General features: G+C 35.9%; 17 protein-coding genes. 11 read left to right on the top strand and 6 right to left on the bottom strand.

Translation table 11 applies throughout. The features are described from left to right. Position 1: 1 nt before the first annotated feature. The 6 genes from ND2E_RS16830 to ND2E_RS0121245 are packed head-to-tail and all read left to right on the top strand — an operon-like array spanning position 2 to position 8874. Positions 2 to 2335 carry a hypothetical protein gene (locus tag ND2E_RS16830; RefSeq protein ID WP_033092620.1) on the top strand — a complete coding sequence of 778 codons (2334 nt, stop codon included), beginning with the start codon at positions 2 to 4 and terminating at the stop codon, positions 2333 to 2335. Then, entirely contained in the window at positions 2336 to 3823 is a 1488-nt protein-coding gene (locus tag ND2E_RS22325) for a right-handed parallel beta-helix repeat-containing protein (protein ID WP_052056249.1), read from the top strand. 1 nt (position 3824) lies between these two features. Next, positions 3825 to 5033, top strand: coding sequence for a glycosyltransferase (locus ND2E_RS16835; RefSeq protein WP_033092619.1), 1209 nt, complete (start codon positions 3825 to 3827; stop codon positions 5031 to 5033). Positions 5034 to 5035: 2 nt separating this feature from the next. Continuing rightward, on the top strand, positions 5036 to 6544 hold the full coding sequence (locus ND2E_RS16840; protein WP_033092618.1) for a lipopolysaccharide biosynthesis protein: 1509 nt from the start codon (positions 5036 to 5038) through the stop codon (positions 6542 to 6544). Beyond that, entirely contained in the window at positions 6537 to 7706 is a 1170-nt protein-coding gene (locus ND2E_RS16845) for a DegT/DnrJ/EryC1/StrS family aminotransferase (RefSeq protein ID WP_033092617.1), read from the top strand. Before ND2E_RS16840 ends, ND2E_RS16845 begins: the two co-directional genes overlap by 8 nt. Then, positions 7651 to 8874, top strand: coding sequence for a carboxylate--amine ligase (locus ND2E_RS0121245; RefSeq protein ID WP_052056247.1), 1224 nt, complete (start codon positions 7651 to 7653; stop codon positions 8872 to 8874). Before ND2E_RS16845 ends, ND2E_RS0121245 begins: the two co-directional genes overlap by 56 nt. On the opposite strand, the gene ND2E_RS16850 is transcribed toward ND2E_RS0121245, so the two are convergent. Beyond that, a complete protein-coding gene (locus ND2E_RS16850; RefSeq protein ID WP_033092616.1) occupies positions 8871 to 9947 on the bottom strand; it encodes a hypothetical protein in 1077 nt (358 codons plus the stop codon). The two genes, ND2E_RS0121245 and ND2E_RS16850, sit on opposite strands and share 4 nt — an antisense overlap. A gap of 68 nt (positions 9948 to 10015) precedes the next feature. Further along, positions 10016 to 10201 (bottom strand): hypothetical protein, encoded by a 186-nt coding sequence (locus ND2E_RS23045; RefSeq protein ID WP_033092615.1) that lies wholly within the window; start codon positions 10199 to 10201, stop codon positions 10016 to 10018. 397 nt (positions 10202 to 10598) lie between these two features. Between ND2E_RS23045 and ND2E_RS22320 the strand changes: the two genes are divergently transcribed. From ND2E_RS22320 to ND2E_RS16870, 5 genes are all read left to right on the top strand, one after another. Continuing rightward, a complete protein-coding gene (locus ND2E_RS22320; RefSeq protein WP_052056246.1) occupies positions 10599 to 11099 on the top strand; it encodes a glycosyltransferase family protein in 501 nt (166 codons plus the stop codon). Further along, entirely contained in the window at positions 11096 to 11542 is a 447-nt protein-coding gene (locus ND2E_RS22315) for a glycosyltransferase (protein ID WP_052056245.1), read from the top strand. The genes ND2E_RS22320 and ND2E_RS22315 overlap by 4 nt, the downstream gene beginning before the upstream one ends. A 33-nt stretch (positions 11543 to 11575) precedes the next feature. Next, positions 11576 to 13141 carry an MBOAT family O-acyltransferase gene (locus ND2E_RS16860; RefSeq protein ID WP_033092614.1) on the top strand — a complete coding sequence of 522 codons (1566 nt, stop codon included), beginning with the start codon at positions 11576 to 11578 and terminating at the stop codon, positions 13139 to 13141. A 7-nt stretch (positions 13142 to 13148) separates the two neighbouring features. After that, positions 13149 to 14204, top strand: coding sequence for a hypothetical protein (locus tag ND2E_RS16865; protein WP_150113706.1), 1056 nt, complete (start codon positions 13149 to 13151; stop codon positions 14202 to 14204). Positions 14205 to 14360: 156 nt separating this feature from the next. Next, entirely contained in the window at positions 14361 to 15791 is a 1431-nt protein-coding gene (locus ND2E_RS16870; RefSeq protein ID WP_033092612.1) for a mannose-1-phosphate guanylyltransferase/mannose-6-phosphate isomerase, read from the top strand. Between the two features lie 53 nt (positions 15792 to 15844). On the opposite strand, the gene ND2E_RS16875 is transcribed toward ND2E_RS16870, so the two are convergent. From ND2E_RS16875 to prlC, 4 genes are all read right to left on the bottom strand, one after another. Continuing rightward, positions 15845 to 17059 carry a hypothetical protein gene (locus ND2E_RS16875; protein ID WP_033092611.1) on the bottom strand — a complete coding sequence of 405 codons (1215 nt, stop codon included), beginning with the start codon at positions 17057 to 17059 and terminating at the stop codon, positions 15845 to 15847. Positions 17060 to 17073: 14 nt separating this feature from the next. Further along, complete coding sequence (locus ND2E_RS16880; protein WP_033092610.1) at positions 17074 to 18636, bottom strand: MBOAT family O-acyltransferase; 1563 nt, start codon at positions 18634 to 18636, stop codon at positions 17074 to 17076. 79 nt (positions 18637 to 18715) lie between these two features. After that, positions 18716 to 19447, bottom strand: a complete 732-nt coding sequence (locus tag ND2E_RS16885; RefSeq protein ID WP_033092609.1) for a DNA-3-methyladenine glycosylase I — start codon at positions 19445 to 19447, stop codon at positions 18716 to 18718. Positions 19448 to 19464: 17 nt separating this feature from the next. After that, on the bottom strand, positions 19465 to 21516 hold the full coding sequence (gene prlC / locus ND2E_RS16890) for an oligopeptidase A (protein ID WP_033092608.1): 2052 nt from the start codon (positions 21514 to 21516) through the stop codon (positions 19465 to 19467). Between the last annotated feature and the right edge of the window lie 173 nt (positions 21517 to 21689).

Here is a 21689-nt window from a genome sequence, read left to right as displayed (position 1 = left end):
TGTGAAGTTTAGGCAGGTTTATTTTATTTTTAGTGGAATTGTATTGCACTTTTTCTTTGCTTTATGCGTAATTCTATTTGCTAAACATTTTGACCTAACAGTACCGCAGTTTGCTTATCGTCTGAGTGAAAAATTATCAATAGATAATAAGTATTTAGAAGACTACCTCCTCAATAGTGCTTTTGTTATAGACAATATACAAGGATACTCTCTCCCAAAATTAAGAGCCCAATCCCCTCGTTTGGTTCCTCAGATTAGTAAATTAACACAAGGTAAGATTGACCATTCTGATTTTAACCAAGACCTTCTTAAAAAATATAACCCATGCAAAATAGAGCGTATGCTCTGGCTTACATCTTGTGCAATCCTTACCAAGGACACAGGTAAACTAAAATCCGTAAAAGAGCATGTTAATAACTTTGTTTTAACACTTCCTAATGCCAGCGGTCATCATGGCACTGGTTGGGAGCTGGGCTTTGTTTATGATTCCTTGAAAACACAGATAGAGTTTTCTACTGAAAACAGGGCGCGAATAAATAAGAAACTTGAAAAAGCTGTAAAACACTACCTTGTATTATTAAATAGCTCTAGCCCATCTTTATGGCACGGAAGGGCAACGTTAACAGCTCAAATGTGGATAACATTAATGGCTCTTGACAGTGTTTCTGATGATTTGCTGGCAGCTACCGCCCCGCATTTTTATTCGATGATTGAAGCACTTAGTATCACTGAGGCCTGGCCAGAAGGCTATAATTATTGGGTGAACTCTAGAGCTTTTTATATTGTTCTTGCGATATCTGGATATTTAAATGGAATGGAAGAGGATTATTGGCATCCTAAGTTGAATCGTTTACTGGTTCGAATAGGTAAATGGCATATATATGCGACACGCCCAGACTTAACTATTGAGCCGCTAGGAGATGAAGGCCCACGTATTGATAGAAAAGACGAAACTAGTCGTGTAATAGATCTTATTGGGCAGTTAACAGAGAAGAAAATATTCTATGGATTGTCTGACTCCATTGCGAAACAGCATGGGAGGGCGAATTACTTTTCTGATTATCGTTGGGGCTGGCCTCTCTTTAAAGATGTTAATAGTCAGTATTTATTGAATGAATCATCAGAAACAAATTATAGGTCTGAATTACCGTTTATGGATATTTTTGGAAAAAACTATTTTGGCCAAGCCTATATTCATCAAAACTGGGAAGATAAAGAGACATTTATTTCTTATCGAAGCGGCGATTCATTTACTCATCATGGTCATTACGATAATGGGCATATTTCTTTGTTTAAAAGTGCACCATTACTTGTGAACAGCAGTATGTATGGAAAGTATTCAGGGGATAATCGTTTAAATTATGCCATTAGATCTGTTGCAAAAAATACTATATTAATTCAGAAAAATAATGAACTCAATTCAATATCTACAAGTCGTCGAGCTAATGTTGCTGATGGAGGGCAAAGAATAACCATGCCTTTGGGTAGTGCTATTTTAAGTGTTGATGATTGGTTTAAAAAAAGAACTCAGGGCAAAGTGTTAACCGGAGGCAGGATTATAGGCTCCTATTCTAATGGCTCAATTTCTTATATAAACTCGGATCTAACGAAAGCCTATAATAGTTCTTGGTTTGATGAAAATGATGAAAATGGCAAAGTTAGTCAGGTGAAAAGACAAATCCTCTACCTTCATAAGCAAGATGTATTAATTGTATTTGATGATATCAAAACAACTGATCCGCAGTATCAGGCTAAAATCTTATATCATACGGTCAACAAACCACAAGTATCTAATGCGGTAGTGGTAAAAGGTGTGAAAAATAATGGTATCAGTAAGTCTCAAGGTAGAATAATTAAAACGAAGAATTTAAATGCTCACTTAGTCACTGAAATAATAGGTGAAATGAGTGATGTATCTATTCTAGGAGGAGAAGACTTTAAATTCTATGTAGAGAGTGATGGTGATGAAGCACAATTTAATGGAGCAAACTTTAATAAAGGATTGGGTATAAGGAAATCAAAGAAGGCACCTAGTTGGCGTTTTGAAATAAACTTGCCCACAGATTCAACTCATCATCAGCTATATAGTATCCATAGGCCAAGCATAGATGAGTTTAGTAAGAGCAGAACAATTGAGCACAAACTGACTAGAGGTAGGGTTGCCATTCAAATTGATAATGTCGGAATCATATTTGAAAATTCAGCTAGTGTGTTGCCAAAAATTGAAGGAATTAACGTATGGTATCAATGTGGCTCATTGCCCAAGGTCTGCAATAAGTATTTACTAGAAAAAGGGAATGTACAACAAGTTAGCTCTGAAAAGGCTCACAAATAAATGATGAAGAAACTAATTGGTTATGTGGGGCGATATTTTTATGTTATGGGTGTTGTTGCTCACTGGTTGTTAGCAATATGCTTAGTTTTGGGGATATTTATAGGGTCGTATATTTACAATCAATATGATTTACCTGCAGATATTTTTATGAAAAGGGTAGTGAGTTCTTTGGAAAACACATCATCTCCTCTGTTTCAAAAGCTAGCTCAACCAGTCTCTTACATTGCGGAACATTTTATTTCTAGCGAAGATTTTAGTGTCCCTCATGTGGTTTTAAGTCAAAAGCTCATTGGTGCATCGTTTGAGAATTCCAAGATCACAGCTATAGATACTGAACTAGATGAACGGGTTATTACACATCATCGAAGGCTTGTATCCCAAAATTATTTAAGAAAAATACATGTTAGTACCGCTAAGGACTTTATCAATGCAATAAAAGATGCTGAAGCAGGGGATAATATCATTCTTTCACCAGGCCAATATAATATCAATTATTCTCGCGTGTATTTATCAGCTTTTGGACAGACTTCTTATCCGATTCGAATTTCAGCAGAAGCGTTTGGTGACGTTAGTATCAATTTGAACTCCTTTGAAGGGTTTTTGATCACCGGAGATAATTGGATTGTAGAAAATTTAAAAATTACCGGCGTGTGTGCTAAGCATTCGGGATGTGAGCATGCTTTTCACCTCGCAGGAAGTAAGAATATAGTTATTAGAAATAATGAGATAGTTGATTTCAATTCTTCTATCAAAGTAAACTCTTCTGGAAAAATCCCTAATCGAAGATACCCTGACCATATTTTAATTGAATCTAACAGTATTTATAATACTTCAGCTAGAGAAACGCATAGCTCAGTTACATTAGTGGATATTGTTGCAGGTAATGACTCTATAATGCGCAAAAACTATATTGGTGATAACAGCAAGTTAGGTGGAGATTTTACAAGCTACGCTGCATTTTTAAAAGGCAATGGAAATAATGGCTTAGTTGAAAACAATATTGTGAATTGTGAGTCTTCTGTTATTAACGATAATAGTACTCGAATTGGCTTATCTTTTGGCGGGGGAGGCACAGGTCCTTCATTCTGCAGAGATGGGAACTGTGATAGTGAGCATAGTAATGGAGTTATGCGAAATAACCTTATATTAAATTGTAGTCAAGATGTAGGTATTTATCTAAATCGAGCACGTAACAGCACTATCTCTCATAACTCGTTATTTAACACTCTGGGCATTGATGTACGATTTAAAGCAAGTTCTGTGAAGCTTTTTAATAACCTTTCAAATGGTCCTATTAGGAGTCGAGATGGTGGTAAGATAGAAGTCTTATTGAATAATGAAAGTGAATTTGATGGCAATATTAAGACAATAAAAAAAGTTAAGAGTGAAGTCAGTAGAGACTTATGTGGCATGAAGCGTAATAGGTTTAGTAATGTTGGTGCGCTGACCATGCCATGCCTAGAACAGGTAAGGATGAAATCACACTAGAATGACGAAAAAAAGAATATTAATGGTTGCACTGGACTTCCCTCCCTGTAAAAGTGCCGGCGTGCAAAGAACGTTGAAATTTGCAGAATACCTTAAAGATTTTGGTTGGGAACCCATCATTTTAACAGTAAATGAGGGCGCGCATAATACAGTTGATCATAGCCAGACGATCTCTCCTGAAATAAAACATGTTTTCAGAAGCTTTGCATTTAATGCCTCTCGAGACTTTTCCATAAAAGGTAAATATCTGAGCATAATGAAAGTGCCTGATAGGTGGTGGACGTGGAAATTTACGGCTGTACCATTAGGAAAAAAAATAATTCAAGAGCTTCAACCGGATGTTATTTGGTCAACTTACCCTGTGTCTACAACACATAATATAGCTTATAAACTATCAAAGTGGAGTGGTTTGCCTTGGATTGCTGATTATAGAGATCCTTTGCAAAGTAGATATGATAAGAATGCAAAAAATTATGATTTTGTTGCTCATCGAATTGAACGTAAGACACTGTTAAATGCAGATAAAGTTGTATTTACAACAAAAAGAGCTTCAACATTATATCAGTCTCTTTACCCAGATGTTAAGTTGTCTAATTTTCATGTGATAGAAAATGGCTACGATGAGGGTAACTTCGCAAGTTTAACTCAAAAGCAAAATGAGACGGAAGGCTTCTTTAGTCTATTGCACAGTGGTGCCGTTTATGAAAGCGGTAGAGATCCCCAAGCCATTTTTTCTGCCATTTCAATACTTAAAAGAAAAGGAAAGATATCGAAGAGTAATTTTGAGTTGGTTTTTCGAGGGCTATCTAGCGCAGGACCATATGAAAGCGTATTGTCCTCGTTAGACATTACTGATTTAGTAGCTTTCAAACCGTCAATCACTTACAAAGATTCTTTAGAAGAAATGATGCAAGCGAGTGCTCTATTGATTATTCAAGGGCCTTTATTTAACAATCAAATACCAGGTAAGCTATTTGAATATATTCGTACAAACAAGCCTATTTTAGCATTAACTCCTAATAATGGTGCTACAGGGCTATTGTTAAAAGAAGTTGAGATGAGTTCAATGGGGATTCATAGTATTGATTTAGAAAAGGCATTAATAGAGTTAATGAGTTTGAAAATAAATGGGCGTGAAGGTATTGAAAAATACTCTCGATATGAAAAAACTAAGCAATTAGCTAATATACTAAATTCCATGGAAAGGTAAATATGTCAGATTTAAAAAAACAAACGTTGCGAGGTATTGCTTTCCTAGGGTTGGGTAAAAGTGCCGGTCGGATAATTTCGTTTGTTAATACTTTGATATTAGCCCGACTACTCTCGCCTGAAGACTATGGATTAATGGCGATGGCAATGGTTGTTGCTGGTTTTGTTGGATTCTTTAATGATATAGGCCTTGGCAGTGCAATTATACAAAGAAAAGTTGTAACAAAAGCACAGTTATCAGGTGTATTTTATATAGCCATTGTCATCAGTATCGTTCTATATATATGCGTTTTCTTTAGTGCCTCCATGGCTGCGGAATTTTATGGAAATCCAAGTATAGAAGCATTATTACAAGTAATAACCCTCGGTTTTTTGTTAGGTGCAATAAAGTCTGTTCCAGATGCATTACTTGTCAAAGAAATGCGTTTTAAAATAATATCAGGCGTAGAGTTCATCTCTATCATACTACAATGCATTGTCACTTTAATATTAGCATATTTAGGATATAAAACGTGGTCATTGGTATATGGACTATTAGCGGCTCAACTATTCAAAACAGTTAGTTTGATGTGGTTGTCGGGCTGGTTACCAGATAGGAAAGGTAATGTTGTTCAAGCCTTTGATCTAATGAAATTTGGTGTATCTGTTACTTACTCACGCGTCACTTGGTATATATATACCAATGCACAAACATTAATTCTTGGGAAAATTACCGGTGAAAAATCAACAGGTGTGTATTCTATGGCCCAAACAATTGCAGAATTACCTACTGCACATATTACTAATTTAATTGTCCAGGTCGCATCCCCTCTTTTCGCTAAACTGCAAGATAATTACACCGCACTGAATAATGCACTTTTAAAGCTTTCAGCAGGTATTTCATTAATTACTTTTCCTGTTTTAGTGGGGATAATGCTGACGGCTAATGAATTAGTACCTATATTGTTAGGGAGCCAATGGGATGCCGTTATTGTCCCTTTACAATTACTTTGTATAATGGGGGTATTTAAATCAATTGATCCTTTATTAACACAAGCACTTATCTCAATAGGTAGGGCAGATATTACCGCTAGATATACAACTGTTTGTGCTATTATTATTCCATCTGCAGTGATAGTTGGCGCAAATTTATCTGGGATAATTGGTGCTTCGATTGCACTGGCTGTTACTTACCCTTTCCTTGTTTTGTATTTACTTTGGCTTGCTAAAAGACACTTTGAATTACCAATAGTTAAGTATTTAGCATTATTTATAACCCCTTTTAGTGGCTGCCTTACTATGGCGCTTATGTTGTTTGGCGTCGAACATTATATCTTACCCTTTTTTCAACTTGACTCAGTATTACTTACACTGATCTTTAAAGTCATAGTAGGGATGCTTACCTACTTTTTATGGATTGTTTATATCAGAACCGATGGTGTTATTTTATTAAAAGGTGTTTTAACTGACCTAGGTATTTCAGAAAAAAAATTAAATCGTTGGCCTTTTAATCTGGTAGTAACTAATGCCTAGAATAAAGTTACATGTCGCTCAGTGGGGTTATAAGGAAATACTTTTAAGTTTAAGGTTATTCATAACTGGGCGAAGTATTTTAGGCAACTATCAGGGCAAGTTAAGCCATTTTTTGTCAAAAGCCTACGATTTAAATCATGCAACCTTTTTGAATTCAGCTCGTGCAGGCATTTATTTTTCGCTATTAGCAATGAAAGAAAAAAAAATTGACGCGAACGAGGTGATAATCCCTCAATATATTTGTCAAAGTGTTATTGATATAATTGAGAGTGCAGGCTTAAAGGTGGTTAAGGCTAAGGTTGGCGAGGACTTATTGCTTGATATAAGCAGTGTAGAAGCCTCTATTTGTAAGCAAACTTTAGCAGTGTTGATGGTTCATATGTATGGAAAGATTGCAGATATAGACACTTTAAGTTCTCTTTGTAAAAAAAGGAGTGTTTTCTTAATTGATGATGCAGCCCAGACTGCTGGGGAGTATCACGAAGGGAAAACGCTCGGTACTTTTGGAGATTCTGGAGTAATCAGTTTTAGTCAATCTAAGACAATAACAACAGGGGTAAAAGCCTCCGGTGGCATACTTTTATGCAACAATAAAAACCTACAGCCTAGGTTAACTCAACTTACCTCTAATTTAGAACACAGTGTCTCAAGGTTGCCAGCCTTTGTTCACTTTGTGATGTATTTTCTTTTGCAAGGAGTGTGGAGGAAACTTGATTATTATATAAGTAGGATAAGCACAAAGCTTAAGAATAAACGTAAGGACTATTATAGCCCTATAACTAATATCTCCAATTTAGATGCGGCAATTGCTTTATTACAGTATAAAAAGCTCACCGAAAATAAGAAAAATATAATTAATAGCTTGGTTTATTATAAAAAGCTTATTGGTGAATTTAAGTCTATAAGTGCCCCGCAGTTATGTTTGGAAAATAGCTTTCTTACTCGATTAGTTTTGCGTAGTCATGTCATCTCTCCTGATAATTTAGCTACTTACTTAAATCAAAGAGGTATAATCACGCGCTTTGCTTATCAATCAGGCTCTAAGCCTTACAACGGCTCTCCAGACTCAGGTTTGCTAGAGATACCGTTAGTGGGTGTTTCAATAGATGAAATTAATTTCATTGCAAGCACTATTGTTGAAGCTGAAAAAGAACTTGCTTGAATTAACAGGGAAAAATATGTGTATTAGTAAATGTGATATTTTAGTCGTTGGTAGTGGATTAAATGCGCTAGGTGCTTTAAGAGCACTAGGTGATTGTTGTGACGTTTTACTCGTTAGTCATAATGTAAAGGGGCCTGCATGGCACTCTAAATATGGTAGTCGATGGGAATCAAAAAATACAGCGAGTGACGCTTTTATTGAACAGCTTTTAGAGTTTGGTAGCAAGCAAAAACATAAACCTTTGATGTTGTTAACAGAAGAACTTTGTGTGGCAAAAATTGCAACTAAGCTTGAACAATTAAATGAATATTTTATTACTGATTTAATCCCCACTAAAAATACGGAGGAACTGCAAAGTAAATCAACTTTTCAAGCATTAGCTGAATCAGTAGGATCTCCTATCCCAAGATCACTCACTGTTAATAACATAGCGGATTTAAATAGACTCGATACTTTAAACTTCCCTTGTATATTTAAACCTTTAGAACAAAATATAGCTTACGGAAAGCAATTCAAAAAAGGTTATAAAGTAGAGAGCGCAGAACAAGTCAGTAAACTATATCATGAAATATATCCTGTTAACCCTGGGATGATATTACAAGAATGGATAAATGGTGAGGATAGTGATATTTATTTTTACTTTTGCTTCATTTCAAAAAGTGGAGATGAGGTAACAAGTTTCTGCGGTAGAAAAATACGTTCATGGCCTCTAAAGGTAGGAGGTACGGCAAGTTGTACTTCGGCTCCAGAGTATAGTGATGAACTAAGAGAGATCACACTCAGCTTTTGTAAAAAAGTAGGTTTTACAGGGCTAATGGGAATGGAATATAAAAGAGATCCAATTAAAAATAAATTTATCATGATTGAACCGACAGTGGGCCGTACCGATTTACAGCATGAAATAGCCTCATTATCAGGCATCAATGTTTTACAAGAAATAGGGGAATATTTTGGAGTCTGTGTAGCAAAAAAGAGAGCCTTCCGCAGTGTTATTTGGAAAGATCATTATGCTGATAAGCTTGCTCGGTTAGAATCTAGCGATGACTTCAAACCTGTTCGTGCTGCATCTTATAATGCCCTTTTTCGAGTCTCAGATTTAAAACCTAGCATTATTACATTCACTAAACGTATCAAAGTGAAGTGTAAACATCTATTCGCCAATGTCTAATTGAGCGAATATTTTATCATAGAAAACTCTTGTTGAACGGTATTAATAGGAGTTAGCATTATCATATCATCGGGAGAAACTCCTGTAGGGAAAAATAAGTAAGCGTATTTTGTACATCCCTTCCGGTGAGAAGCTTTATAAGGAAAAGTCTTTAATTTTTCCCAACTCTCACCTGTTTTTGAGAACCATAGCGCTGCAGCATGTTCCGTTTCTTGTTGCATGCCCGGTTCATAGGTTGTCCCCATGTAGATGTGTCCAGATACCGTTCTGATCATATGGTAAGCGGGATTTCCAATGTTAGCTAATGGCTTTAAATCCTTACTTTGAATATCTAAACTCATTATTTTATTGCAAGCATCGGCAGGCGCATCTTTTCCTGCATCCATGCCCCAGTATAACTTATGTGGTGTAATTGCCATCGATACCATCCGCCAAGTTTGATTCCCGCCAGCATATTTTACTACGGTGTTAAATTCATCATCGGTATAATATAAATTGGACTCAGTATCTTTATCTCCTGTACTTATCCATAAGCGTTTTCTGTATTTATCCCAAAATATTCCGTGAATATGTTTAATTTCGGCATTGATAAATTGATGGCAACATTCCATGTTTCTACCATCATTATAGATTTTATATATTCTAACTACCGTACGAGAATCGTTTACATATTCGCCAAAATAGGCATTGCCAGAGGTAGGGTGTACAGCTACACCACTTTTTAAAGGCGAAGCTATCCCTTTGGATGCATAGTTGAAAGTTATTTTGGCATATTTTGAACTGCCGTCAAATCTATATATTTTTCCATATAGAGCTAATATAGTGCCAGAGGGTAGTTGAATAACGTGCCCAATTCCTAAATTATTAGTGAGGGAGCGAGCAATAAAAGAGCGGGCTAACCAATCTTTGAATCGAGCTAATAAACTGTTATTAATAGGTTGAAGCTGACAAAGCTTAACTAAATTACCTGTTTTATAAAAATATTTGAATATAAAATGATCATGGCTGCATAAACAGTAATCCTGAGTTGAATGGTGTACCATAAATTTGGCGGCTATTTGGGAAAAATTCATTTCATCCTTATTGATATTGCAGGTATAAAAAACTTGTATGTTATTTTTATTGACTCAATATAACCCATTTAGGCTTTTTTTTTAATATTTTCTGAGCAGTTAAATACATATCCTTTTGTATTGAAAAAAGAATATGCCTTTGAGGTGTAGCCTTCTAACCAACTAGCAAATATATAATTATCATCAGGAGAAGCTGCTACTAGAACAAATTCACCTTTTGGTGGTAGCAATAAATACTGTACTTGGCAATCCATTATGTCTTAGTTTTTCTTTTTAAGACCATCGCTATTATTTTTAAGTTTAAAGGTGCGATTCAATTGAGAAGAGAGAATAGATGATTTGATTGAGTTAGTTGTGTCATACCTTCAGCTAAGGGTAAGGAAAATAATAAAACTGATCTTGATTGCATTATAAAACATATGTGTACAACATTTTGCTTGTTAATTTCAGAATCATTACGTCAGTAATGCGGGCACCATACTATAAAAAATAAGTATTTAGGCTGTACAAAGTGTTGGCAACTTTTTTATTTTTAGGCGTATTTTTCTAAATATCTTGCCTGCATTCTACTTATTAAAAGGCTAACTGTGCTAAGGTTTAGACTTGGTATCAATGTCTATACAAACATATGCTGAGGCAGTTGGAAGCTAAATGAATTTTGAAAAGAAAAAAATACTTGTTATTTTAGCTGGAGGTGGATTTTTAGGCCAAATGAAGCAAGTAATCAGAAACTTAAATATAGAAACGGTAGAGCTTTATTACGTTACAGCTGAAGACTCAACATCAGTTTTTAAAGAGTTAGATGACTCAAAGTGTTATATTATTCCTAAAACCACTCACTTTTCAACAAGAAGCATCTCGGTAAGGATTAGAGACTTCTTAAAAAGCTTTTGGAGCGCGAGAAAAATAGTTTCAGAGGTCAAGCCTGATATTATCATTTCTGTTGCGTCTTCAATGGCGATTCCCATTTTTATTTGGTCTATTAGCCAAGGTGCTAAGCGTGTATTTATTGAAAGTTTAACTAGGGTAAGTGACTTATCAAGAACAGGTAAAATAATATATCGACTGAAATTAGCTAATCGCTTTTATGTTCAATGGAAAGAAATTAAGAATAAATATCCTAAAACTATTTATAAAGGGAAAATACTTTGATTTTTGTAACTGTTGGGACCTATAACTTTGACATATTAATAATGCAAATAGATAAACTAGTCGGAGAGGGTTTTTTTACTGGCGAAAAGGTTCTGTGTCAAATAGGTTCTGGAGAATATGAACCTAAGAATTGTGAGTACATTAGGTACGCAGATAGTTTACAAAGTTTTTACGATGATGCCGACTTTATTATATGTCATGGCGGCACTGGGAGTACAAGTGACTGTATCAGAAAAGAAAAGCCTTTTATATCTGTTGCAAATGTAGCGCTGACTGACAATCATCAAACAGAATTTTTAAATGCTTTGAGCAGTGAAATTGAATTTATATGGACAGATGATCCAGAAAAAATTGTCACATTATATGAATTGGCTAAGACTAAAGTTAGCTTGAATAAAATTGATACATTATTTGATGATCTCAATGTATTTATAGCACGATAAGTGAAGTTCCCCTCAAAATATTAAGGAAGATTTTTGTTATTTAATTCCCCTGAATTTCTCTTCTTATTTCTTCCGATTACACTCATTGTGTATTTTCTTTTGGGGAAATATTCACCGTCGAAAGACTACCCAATTTCTTGGTTAGTTTTCAGCTCACTCTTTTTTTATGGTTGGTGGGAAGCTAGCTATTTACTACTTATAATTGGCTCTATGGCTTTTAACTATTCATTTGGAATAAAGCTGCAGAGTAAATTATCTTTAAAAGTTAGAAAATTTCTGCTTGGCTTGGGGATTGTTATTAACTTAGGCGCATTAGTTTATTTTAAATACATGAACTTTTTTGTCGAACAAGGTAACGCTATGTTAGGTACAAATATCTACATAGAAAAAATAGTGTTACCTTTAGCTATTTCGTTTTTTACATTTCAACAAATAGCTTATTTAGTTGATTCATATCGCTTTGAAACATCAGAGCATAGCTTTCTACATTACGCTTTATTTGTGTCATTCTTTCCGCAGCTAATCGCAGGTCCAATTGTACATCACAAGAACGTATTGCCTCAGTTTAAATCAGAGAAGGTTTTTAAGTTTGCTGTAAAGCCGTTTTTTATAGGCTTATGCATATTTACTCTGGGTTTATTCAAGAAAATGGTTATTTCCGATAGTATTGCGATGTACTCTTCTCCTGTGTTTAATTTAGCAACAGAAGCCGCTAGCATTGATATAGTCTTAGCTTGGACAGGGGCTTTGGCATACACCTTCCAGTTATATTTTGATTTTTCGGGCTATTCTGATATGGCTATAGGGTTAGCATTGATGATGGGAATTAGGCTACCGATTAATTTTAACTCACCATATAAAGCAACTAGTATCGTAGATTTTTGGCGACGTTGGCATATTACCTTATCTACATTTTTAAGAGATTACCTCTATATAGCACTAGGAGGGAATCGAAATGGTGTTGCTAGAAGGTATACCAATCTACTGTTAACTATGTTAATTGGAGGCTTTTGGCATGGTGCAGGATGGACCTTTATAATTTGGGGAGGGTTACATGGCTCCTACCTTATTTTAAATCAACTATATCGAATTATGCTTAATAAGTTGAATATTAGCTTCTCAGGAAGTCTCTATAGTAATATTTGTTGGTTTATAACATTCATTTCGGTAATTGTTTCTTGGGTTTTCTTCAGAGCTGAAAGTGTAGATGTTGCAGTTGTTATTCTCAAAGGAATGGTTAATTTTGATTCCTTTCCTCGCGTCGAAATATGGAAAGCATTTATCTTTGACTTTAAGGGGTGGGGTGTTTCCATATTGCAAATTATCAACGGTAAACCTTCGGATACTGGGCATAGCGCGGTATTATTGATAGTTACACTACTCTTCGCGTGTAAGTATCTACCTAATAGCTTAGCTATGATAAATAAAATATTCACAATAAACTTACCAAAATCTATTGAGTCTTCAAGTCACGTATCAGTTGAAAAAATTGGTAAATCATTTGCCTATGCTACATTCCCTATGTGTTGTGGGATATTGTTTGCATGGTGTGTCTTAAACATGAATAGAGTCAGTGAATTTTTATATTTCCAATTTTGAGAAGCTAATGAATAAAACTTTTTTGCGGAGTCTTGCCTTATTTACTGTCACGGTTTTATTGGTTCTGTCCTCTGTTTTTACAATTAACCTTATATTTGATCCTTTGTGGTACTTTAATGGGAATACTGTAACTAAGAGAAATTTTGGTTTTAACGAAAGGTTGACGAAAATTAACCAATTGATTAAAAAAAGGGATACAGTTGACTGTTTGATCTTTGGCAGTTCAAGAGCAACAATACTTCCAGCAGCTAAAATTGATGCTAATAAATGTTTTAATTTAGCTTTTTCAGCGGGTCGTATAAATGAATTCTCTGACTATGCTGATTATGCAAACTCTGTTCTAAACCTTTCTATATCAACGTCTATAATCGCTGTTGAGCCGCAAAATTATTTTTCATCGCTAAGTACTAACATACCTAGGTTTATTAAGAAAAGGTCCTACCCGGATAGCTTTTGGCAATCATATTTAACGGTGGATTCCTTAGTCTATTCTCTGCGTCTTTTTGCTGGACTATCTCCTCTTGAAAGAGAGTTCGATGAAAATTTTTCTGTCTTTATTAATACCACTGCAAAATTTAATCCTAACAAGCCTCTCGTACAAACTGTAGAAGGCAAAGTTATTTCTGGAGTAAATGATAAGTATAATGAGTTATTGTTGGTTATAGGGGCAGAAAAAAATATATTTTATATTCCACCGTTAAGTGTTTGGCACATGGAAGATATGCGAAAGAAAGGGATTTTAAATAGCTATTTACAGAGTATTTATCAATTGGTTCAAACTGGAAGCCAGGTTATTGATTTTTCGGTAGCAAACGATGTAACTCATACAGTTGAAAATACGTACGATGGCAGCCATTTCTCCGTAGAAGTAAACGAGTTAATTGCAAAACGAATTGCATTGGCTTTAAACAATGAAAATCAGAAGATTGAAAACGATTTTGGTGTGATTATTAATAACTTGAGTATGGCAGAGTATATTCAGCTTCATAATGAACGATTATCTTACTTTATTAATACAGATGGAGCTGGGTTAGCTTCAATTCACCTGAAGGAATTGGACTAAACCTTTGCCCTTAAGCAGGTTAGAATTCAAGGATGCTATATAGAGGCTAATGGGGGGCGCTATTGTGCTATCCATCTGATATTCAAGGTTTCAAAGAAAGCGATCTTAGCATATTATAGTATCATCTAAGCATTGCCTTACTTATACGGAATAAACATGATCCCAGAAAAAATCTTCCCTGCAATTATGTGTGGCGGTAGCGGCACACGCCTTTGGCCTCTTTCTCGTGCCCTTTTTCCTAAGCAATTTTTACCACTCGTTAATGATAGTAGTATGTTGCAAGATACCTTATTGCGCTTACCCAAAAACAGTGGTGAGCCAGTATTTATTTGTAATGAAGAGCATCGTTTTTTAGTTGCTGAGCAAGTCAGACAATTATCACAAGAGAAAAGTACGATATTGCTCGAGCCCGAAGGACGCAATACCGCACCAGCAGTTGCATTAGCAGCAATTCATGCCTTAGAAAAAGACGAAAACGCGATGTTGTTAGTATTAGCGGCAGATCACGTCATCCAAGACACTGAAGCTTTTCATCAATCTGTTGAACAAGCATCTATTGCTGCACAGAAAGGAAAGTTAGTCACCTTTGGTATTGTGCCGACTCACGCTGAAACAGGATATGGTTATATCAAAAAAGGCAGTGAAGAAATGCCTAGTACTTTTGACGTGGCAAAGTTCGTAGAAAAACCTAACGCACAAGTTGCTAGTGATTATTTAGCTTCTGGCGATTACCTTTGGAATAGCGGTATGTTTTTATTTAAAGCTTCGCGCTATTTAGAAGAGTTAGCTAAATATAGAGGTGATATTTTAGAGCATTGTCAGCAAGCGATGAAAGGTGTTAAACAAGATCTTGACTTTCTGCGTCCAAACATAACAGATTTTTTGGCTTGTGCTAGTGAATCAATTGATTATGCAGTAATGGAGAAAACTGACTCAGCCGTGGTTATTCCGCTAGATGCAGGTTGGAGTGATGTTGGATCATATTCTGCTCTTTGGGAAGTTTGCCCACAAAATGCGGATAAAAACGTTTTGAAAGGTGACGTAATCGCTCAGCAAACAACTAATAGTTATATCCATAGTCAAAATAAACTGATTGCTACGGTTGGCGTTGATAATTTGGTTATTATTGATACACCAGATGCTGTTCTTGTTGCCAATAAAGATAAAGTGCAAGAAGTTAAACAGATAGTTGAGCAGCTTAAAAAAGAGCAGCGTTCAGAAGCTGTAATTCATCGAGAGGTTTATCGCCCTTGGGGGAAGTATGATAGTGTAGATAATGGTGAACGCTTCCAAGTTAAACGCATTACTGTAAAGCCAGGAGCTAAACTATCAGTGCAAATGCATCATCACAGAGCTGAACACTGGATCATAGTGTCAGGAACAGCGAAAGTAACGATAGATGAAAAAGTTGTGCTATTAACTGAAAACCAATCCGCCTATATTCCTGTTGGTGCTGTTCATGCGCTAGAAAATCCAGGAAAACTACCTTTAGAAATGATTGAAGTGCAGTCAGGCAGCTATTTAGGTGAAGATGACATTGTTCGCTTTGAAGATAAGTATGGTCGTGTAGCCGCTGATAATAAATAGCTGACTAGTTTCTTTGATTATCAGAGCTTTCTTAAAACAGACTAAGACTTAATTTATTCAGTCAACGTTTGTAATTTTTTCCACTGTATTAGGTGTTTTTTGAGGCTTGCTTTATCTTTTTCTAGCAAGCCTTCAATATTTCCTCTCGTTAATCTTACACCAAAGTGAACATTGCTGTTTTCAGCTCTCAAAAACAAACGAGCTAAAAGTTTATCTCCTAGTTCTTTCTTATAGTGTGCAGGCTCCCAAAACCACTGCATTTGTTGTTTTGGGGTAGCTATCGGTACAATTTCATTAACAAAATCACTTGCGCCGCTAAAATCCCACAAAATGAACTCATCTCCTTGCATAGCACTAAGATAGCTAACTAACGTTTTTTTCCATACCTGAAAATTATGCCACTGGTTATTGTCAGATATAGTGTGTAGGTAACTGAAATGATAAGGGTTGATAAAAAAAGTAATTTGTATTTTTTTTTCTTTAGCTACCTTAGCTAATCTCCCTAAATGAGCAAATGTAGGTGAATAAGGGGCAGTATCTTGTACTTTAATTACCCATGATTTACCTGTTAACCTAGCTGATATTTCATCTAGCTTTTGTTTGAATAATGGTTTTATTCCTTCACTATTCATAATAGAAACGTAAGAAAGGGCGCTATTGAAACCAAGAGGGTTGAGACTACTCGTCAAACTTTTTTGTTGAAAAATAGTATTGATACTAGCGCTAAAGGCATCAAGAGAAAATATCATCATTAACTTTTCTTTCAAGCGGTCAATGTTAGCAAGATTGCTTTTATCTTGGGAAATTAATCTGAAATCATAATTGGTTTGTGCATGATGGTTATTTTTTGTTTTGAAATCGAGTACTTGTTTTTCATTTAATAAAAAGTCGAGGAAATCTACGCTAACAAACAATTGCTCTATCGTGTCGTTATTAGCGATAGCATCAAGTGCATAATCTACTTGCATGGCTACACCAGCCCCTGGCATGCCCTGATTGTAAACGACTTTACCGTCAAAGTTTTTATTATTTGGGCTCAACCCCATTTCAACACGTGAGTTACCAACAATTAAAATATCAGGTTTAATCTCATTCACTTGATAGGCTTTAGTAATACGTGAGCGTTTACCTGCTTCAGGTTTTATTAGATTAATTCTTTCTATTTGCGGTGACCAAAACATGCCAAAAGGGTCGATAAACCAATTAAATATAGCGATAGAAAAAAGTACGATAGCGAAACTAGTGAAGTATGTGCTGATATATTTCATTGTTATAGTAAGACCTAAAATTGGAAGTATAAGAATTCACTAACTTGAGAAAGAGTTAACATACCTAACGCTAAGCAAGCGCCTGAAAATAATGCCCAGCGACGCGTGTCTGTCCACGAGAACCCTAATATTAGCTGTCTGATAGGCCAAAAAGCACTTTGATTTTCATAGTTAAACTTATTCAACGTACCTTTATTTTTGAAAAATAAATCTTGAATATTTGGTAGTGTTAAGACAAAGATTAAGAGAGTAAAATTCCATAACCAAGTCATAACAAATGTTTTTCCTCCATTTGATGGGGTTACTCCAAGCGCCTGCAAAAAACTGCCAAATGAGCCTGTACGGGCAAGAATGGCATTGGGTATTTCAATACCATTTAAGCCTACCATACCTTTAATTATGATCAGTGCGCCATCCAAAGTAACGGCTCTAAAAAAGACCCAACCTATAACAACGGCAATAAATGTAATCAGCCAAGCACTAAAAATATAAAGCTTACTTTCAGTGATAAATAAAGAATACTTGAGCTTCATCGCTTGCCAACCAAGGTTAATCATCAAATAGCTACCGTGCAAAGCTCCCCAAATAATAAAGTTCCAACCTGCACCATGCCATAAACCACCAAGCAACATAGTAATAAACAAGTTACTGTAACGTTTAATTTTACCGCTGCGATTGCCGCCTAAAGCAATATAAACATAATCGCGTAAAAAGTGAGATAGGGTAATATGCCAGCGGCGCCAGAATTCTGAAATATTGGCTGCTTTGTAAGGAGAGTAAAAATTAAGGGGTAATATAATACCAAAAAGACGGGCAATACCTATTGCCATGTCAGAATAACCAGAGAAATCAAAATATAGCTGAAAAGTGTAAGCTAATGTGCCACCCCAGGCCATAAATAGGTCAACGTTGCCCCCTGTATCTGCAAGCGTAAAAATTGGATTGGCGTACATAGCAATGCCGTCGGCTAATACTGTTTTTTTGAATAAACCAATAGCAAAAATGCTTAAGCCAATTTTGAAGTTGGTACTGTTTACTTGGTATCGTTCAATGTTAGAAAATTGTGGCAGCATATCTTTGTGGTGGACAATTGGTCCTGCAATTAACTGCGGAAAGAATGACACAAATAAAGCGTAATGCAGAAAACTATACTCTTTAGTGATACCTTTATATGAATCTACTAAGTACGCTATTTGTTGAAAAGTAAAAAATGAAATAGCTAAAGGTAGGATTATATTGCCGAGATCCCAATTTTCTCCAGTGATGATATTTAAGTTAAAAACAATAAAGCCAGCATATTTAAAATAAGCGATTGCGGCTAAATTAAGGAAAATACCCACAAAAAGTAATTTTTTCTTATTGTTTCTACCTAAGTGTTTACCTAGTTGGTAGTTGAGTACCATTGAAGTTGACAATAATATTAAATAACTAGGGTTCCACCAGCCATAAAAGAACAATGAAGAAGCAACTAGACCTGCTATTGCTGCCTCATTACCCCTGCGTTTAGCGAGATAAAAAAACAGCAATAAACTAATTGGTAAGAATAGAAAAATAAATTCAGCAGAATTGAATAACACAGCTATCTTCCATTAATGCTATTTACAGATTTGTAATATGTTAATCTTTTCTATTGGTATTGTCTCTATGCTTTATAACTTAACCCTCAATCTGCACATAATTATCACCACTCGCAAAAGCAATGAGACGGCTTAACTGGGTCAAGCTATAGCCACTCTCTCTTTGCAACTTGTTAAAATACGCCTGTATAGCTGTTAAGCTTTTTTTACTTTGCAGACCACCGTCAATGACTTGCTGTGTTCTTAAATAAGCCTCAACATCGCTGCTTAAGATAAACGTATCCTTGCCTAATAATCTAAGCGCGTATGGGCCCGTATTGCCACCTAAGCGTTGACCATGTTTTTTTAAATAAGCCCATAAGCCAATGATATCTTCACTTGGCCAGTCATTTATAAACTGTGCAAAGCTAATATTTTTGTCTAATGTGACATCAAAAATCATTTGTGCATTAGCTTTAATCGTTTTGACTTTATTGTAATTACGAATGATTTTGGGATCTGCCGCTTTTCGTTCCAACATTTCCTCAGGCATCATGAGCATTTTTTCGATATTAAAATTAAAAAAATGCTCCTCAAAGTCAGGCCATTTATTCTCAACAACTCGCCAAACAAAACCAGACTTAAAAATCTGTTTGGTAAAAGCTGCTAACACTCTGTCATCCGTGAGTTGAATAATACTTTGCTCTGCGGCGTTATCATCAAGTAATTTTTTTCCCAGTATTCTTTTACCTAGCAATAATTCAAGTGTCGGTTTGCCGCCTTTTCGATCGGCGGCACGCTGGTATAATGCTTTAAATGATTCGTGTGTCATACGGCTAATTTACTCAGTTAAGCTTCGATGCCAGAGTGACGCAATAACGCATCAATTTCTGGTGCTCTGCCTCTGAATTTTTTAAATAACTCACTTGGTTCTTCGCTGCCGCCTTTTTCTAAAATATTAGTTAAAAATGACTGACCCGTTTTTTCATCGAAAATACCATGTTCTTCAAATAAACCGAATGCATCAGCTGATAATACTTCTGCCCACTTGTAGCTATAGTAGCCAGCTGAATAGCCACCACCAAAAATATGGCTAAAGCCATGTTGAAAGCGATTAAATTCAGGTGCAGTTACAACAGCATACTTATGTCTAACATTATCGAGCACTTGTTGAATATGTTTCTCATTGTTAGATGCTTTTGGATCAAAGCTTTCATGCATAGTGAAATCAAAGATGCTGAACTCAATCTGACGTAACATTTGCATCGCCGATTGGAAATTTTTTGCCGCTAGCATTTTAGTTAACATTTCTTGAGGGAGTGGCTTACCCGTTTCAAAATGGCTTGAAATAAAGGCAAGCGCTTCTGGTTGCCAGCACCAGTTTTCTAGGAATTGACTAGGAAGCTCTACTGCATCCCAAGGAACGCCATTAATGCCCGCAACACTGCTGGCGTTTATTTGGCTTAACATGTGATGAATACCATGACCAAACTCATGGAATAGGGTAACGACTTCATCGTGAGTAAATAATGCTGGTTGGTTACCTACGGGCCCGTTAAAGTTGCAGGTTAAATAGGCGACTGGATATTGAATAGAGCCGTCGGATAACTGACTTCTGCCAACGCAGTCATCCATCCAAGCACCACCACGTTTTTTCTCGCGGGCATATAGATCAAGGTAAAAACTGCCTCGCTTTTCACCCACTTTATCAAAGACATCATAAAAGTTAACGTCGTCATGCCAAACATCAACGCCTTCTCGATGTTTGATGGATAAGCCGAAAAGCTTATGAACGACTTCGAATAAACCAGAAACAACTTTATCTTTAGGGAAGTATGGGCGTAATTGTTCATCTGAAATAGCGTAACGACTCTGTTTTAACTTTTCACTGTAATACGCTAAATCCCAAGCCTGTAGGTTATCTTGGTTAAACTCACTTGCCGCAAAGTCGTTTAACTCTTTAAAATCTTTTTTACCTTGGGATTGTGATTTAATGGCTAAATTTTCAAGAAATGCCATTACTTCACTGGTATTCTTTGCCATTTTAGTGGCTAATGAGTGTTGGGCATAGTTATCAAAATCAAGCAAGTTAGCTAATTCATGTCGTAAACTGAGTAGCTCATCCATGATGGCGCTATTATCAAATTCATTTGCATTAGGCCCTTGATCTGAGGCGCGGGTAACAAATGCGGTATAAAGTTGTTCTCGCAAATCTGCATTATCACAATACATCATTACAGGCAGGTAACTTGGAATATCAAGAGTAAAGGTAAAGCCCTGTTGCTCTTTTGCCGTGGCGAGTTCTTTTGCTGCCGCTAAAGCACTATCAGGCAAGCCAGTCAGTTCTTTTGCATCGGCTATGGTTACACTAAAAGCGTGGGTAGCATCGAGCACGTTATTGCTAAAACTAGAACTTAGTTCCGATAACCGGGTTGCTATTTCACCATAACGTTTCTTATCGTCATTATTTAAAGCAATACCTGATAGTTTAAAATCGCGAAGGGCATTGGTGATCACTTTTTGTTGCGCTACATTAAGCTGGTTGAATTGTTGACTGTTTTTAACGCTGAGGTAGGCTTGATATAAACCTTCATGTTGACCAACAAAGGTGCCATATTCAGATAAAAGGGGAAGGCAAGATTCATATGCATCACGCAACTCATCGCTACTCATCACTGAGTTCATATGGGAAACCGGCGACCAAAGTTTAGATAATACATCATCCACTTCATCAATAGGTTGTACTAAATTCTCCCATGTAAAGGCATCATTATTAGTGAGAACTTGCTCAATAACTTTTTTACAATCACTAATGGATTGCTCAACAGCAGGTTTTACATGTTCAGGCTTAATTTTTGAAAAGGCAGGTAATTCGCTAGGTACTAATAATGGATTGGTCATAATGCTTACAAATTAGTTTATGTTATAAGAGATGTAAGACCTAGGTAGGCTTTATTCAAGGTTATTAAAACAATAGTTATAAAATATTCATCCTAGGATGTTATCAAAGCACACTGTTTACATTCTACTCAATGACTCATTAGTGTGATTTTATTGTATAGCGTAAGTAAACC

Origin of the sequence: Colwellia psychrerythraea (assembly GCF_000764225.1) — a bacterium.
GTDB classification, from domain to species: Bacteria; Pseudomonadota; Gammaproteobacteria; order Enterobacterales; family Alteromonadaceae; genus Colwellia; species Colwellia psychrerythraea_D.
This window is presented reverse-complemented; position numbering and strand designations above follow the sequence as displayed.

Bases quoted from the DNA above. Each gene is read 5' to 3' on its own strand.
- ND2E_RS22325 (WP_052056249.1), top strand. From the start codon at position 2,336: ATGATGAAGAAACTAATTGGTTATGTGGGGCGATATTTTTATGTTATG.
- ND2E_RS16835 (WP_033092619.1), top strand. From the start codon at position 3,825: ATGACGAAAAAAAGAATATTAATGGTTGCACTGGACTTCCCTCCCTGT.
- ND2E_RS16840 (WP_033092618.1), top strand. From the start codon at position 5,036: ATGTCAGATTTAAAAAAACAAACGTTGCGAGGTATTGCTTTCCTAGGG.
- ND2E_RS16845 (WP_033092617.1), top strand. From the start codon at position 6,537: ATGCCTAGAATAAAGTTACATGTCGCTCAGTGGGGTTATAAGGAAATA.
- ND2E_RS0121245 (WP_052056247.1), top strand. From the start codon at position 7,651: ATGAAATTAATTTCATTGCAAGCACTATTGTTGAAGCTGAAAAAGAAC.
- ND2E_RS16850 (WP_033092616.1), bottom strand. From the start codon at position 9,947: ATGAATTTTTCCCAAATAGCCGCCAAATTTATGGTACACCATTCAACT.
- ND2E_RS23045 (WP_033092615.1), bottom strand. From the start codon at position 10,201: ATGGATTGCCAAGTACAGTATTTATTGCTACCACCAAAAGGTGAATTT.
- ND2E_RS22320 (WP_052056246.1), top strand. From the start codon at position 10,599: ATGAATTTTGAAAAGAAAAAAATACTTGTTATTTTAGCTGGAGGTGGA.
- ND2E_RS16865 (WP_150113706.1), top strand. From the start codon at position 13,149: ATGAATAAAACTTTTTTGCGGAGTCTTGCCTTATTTACTGTCACGGTT.
- ND2E_RS16870 (WP_033092612.1), top strand. From the start codon at position 14,361: ATGATCCCAGAAAAAATCTTCCCTGCAATTATGTGTGGCGGTAGCGGC.
- ND2E_RS16875 (WP_033092611.1), bottom strand. From the start codon at position 17,059: ATGAAATATATCAGCACATACTTCACTAGTTTCGCTATCGTACTTTTT.
- ND2E_RS16885 (WP_033092609.1), bottom strand. From the start codon at position 19,447: ATGACACACGAATCATTTAAAGCATTATACCAGCGTGCCGCCGATCGA.
- prlC (WP_033092608.1), bottom strand. From the start codon at position 21,516: ATGACCAATCCATTATTAGTACCTAGCGAATTACCTGCCTTTTCAAAA.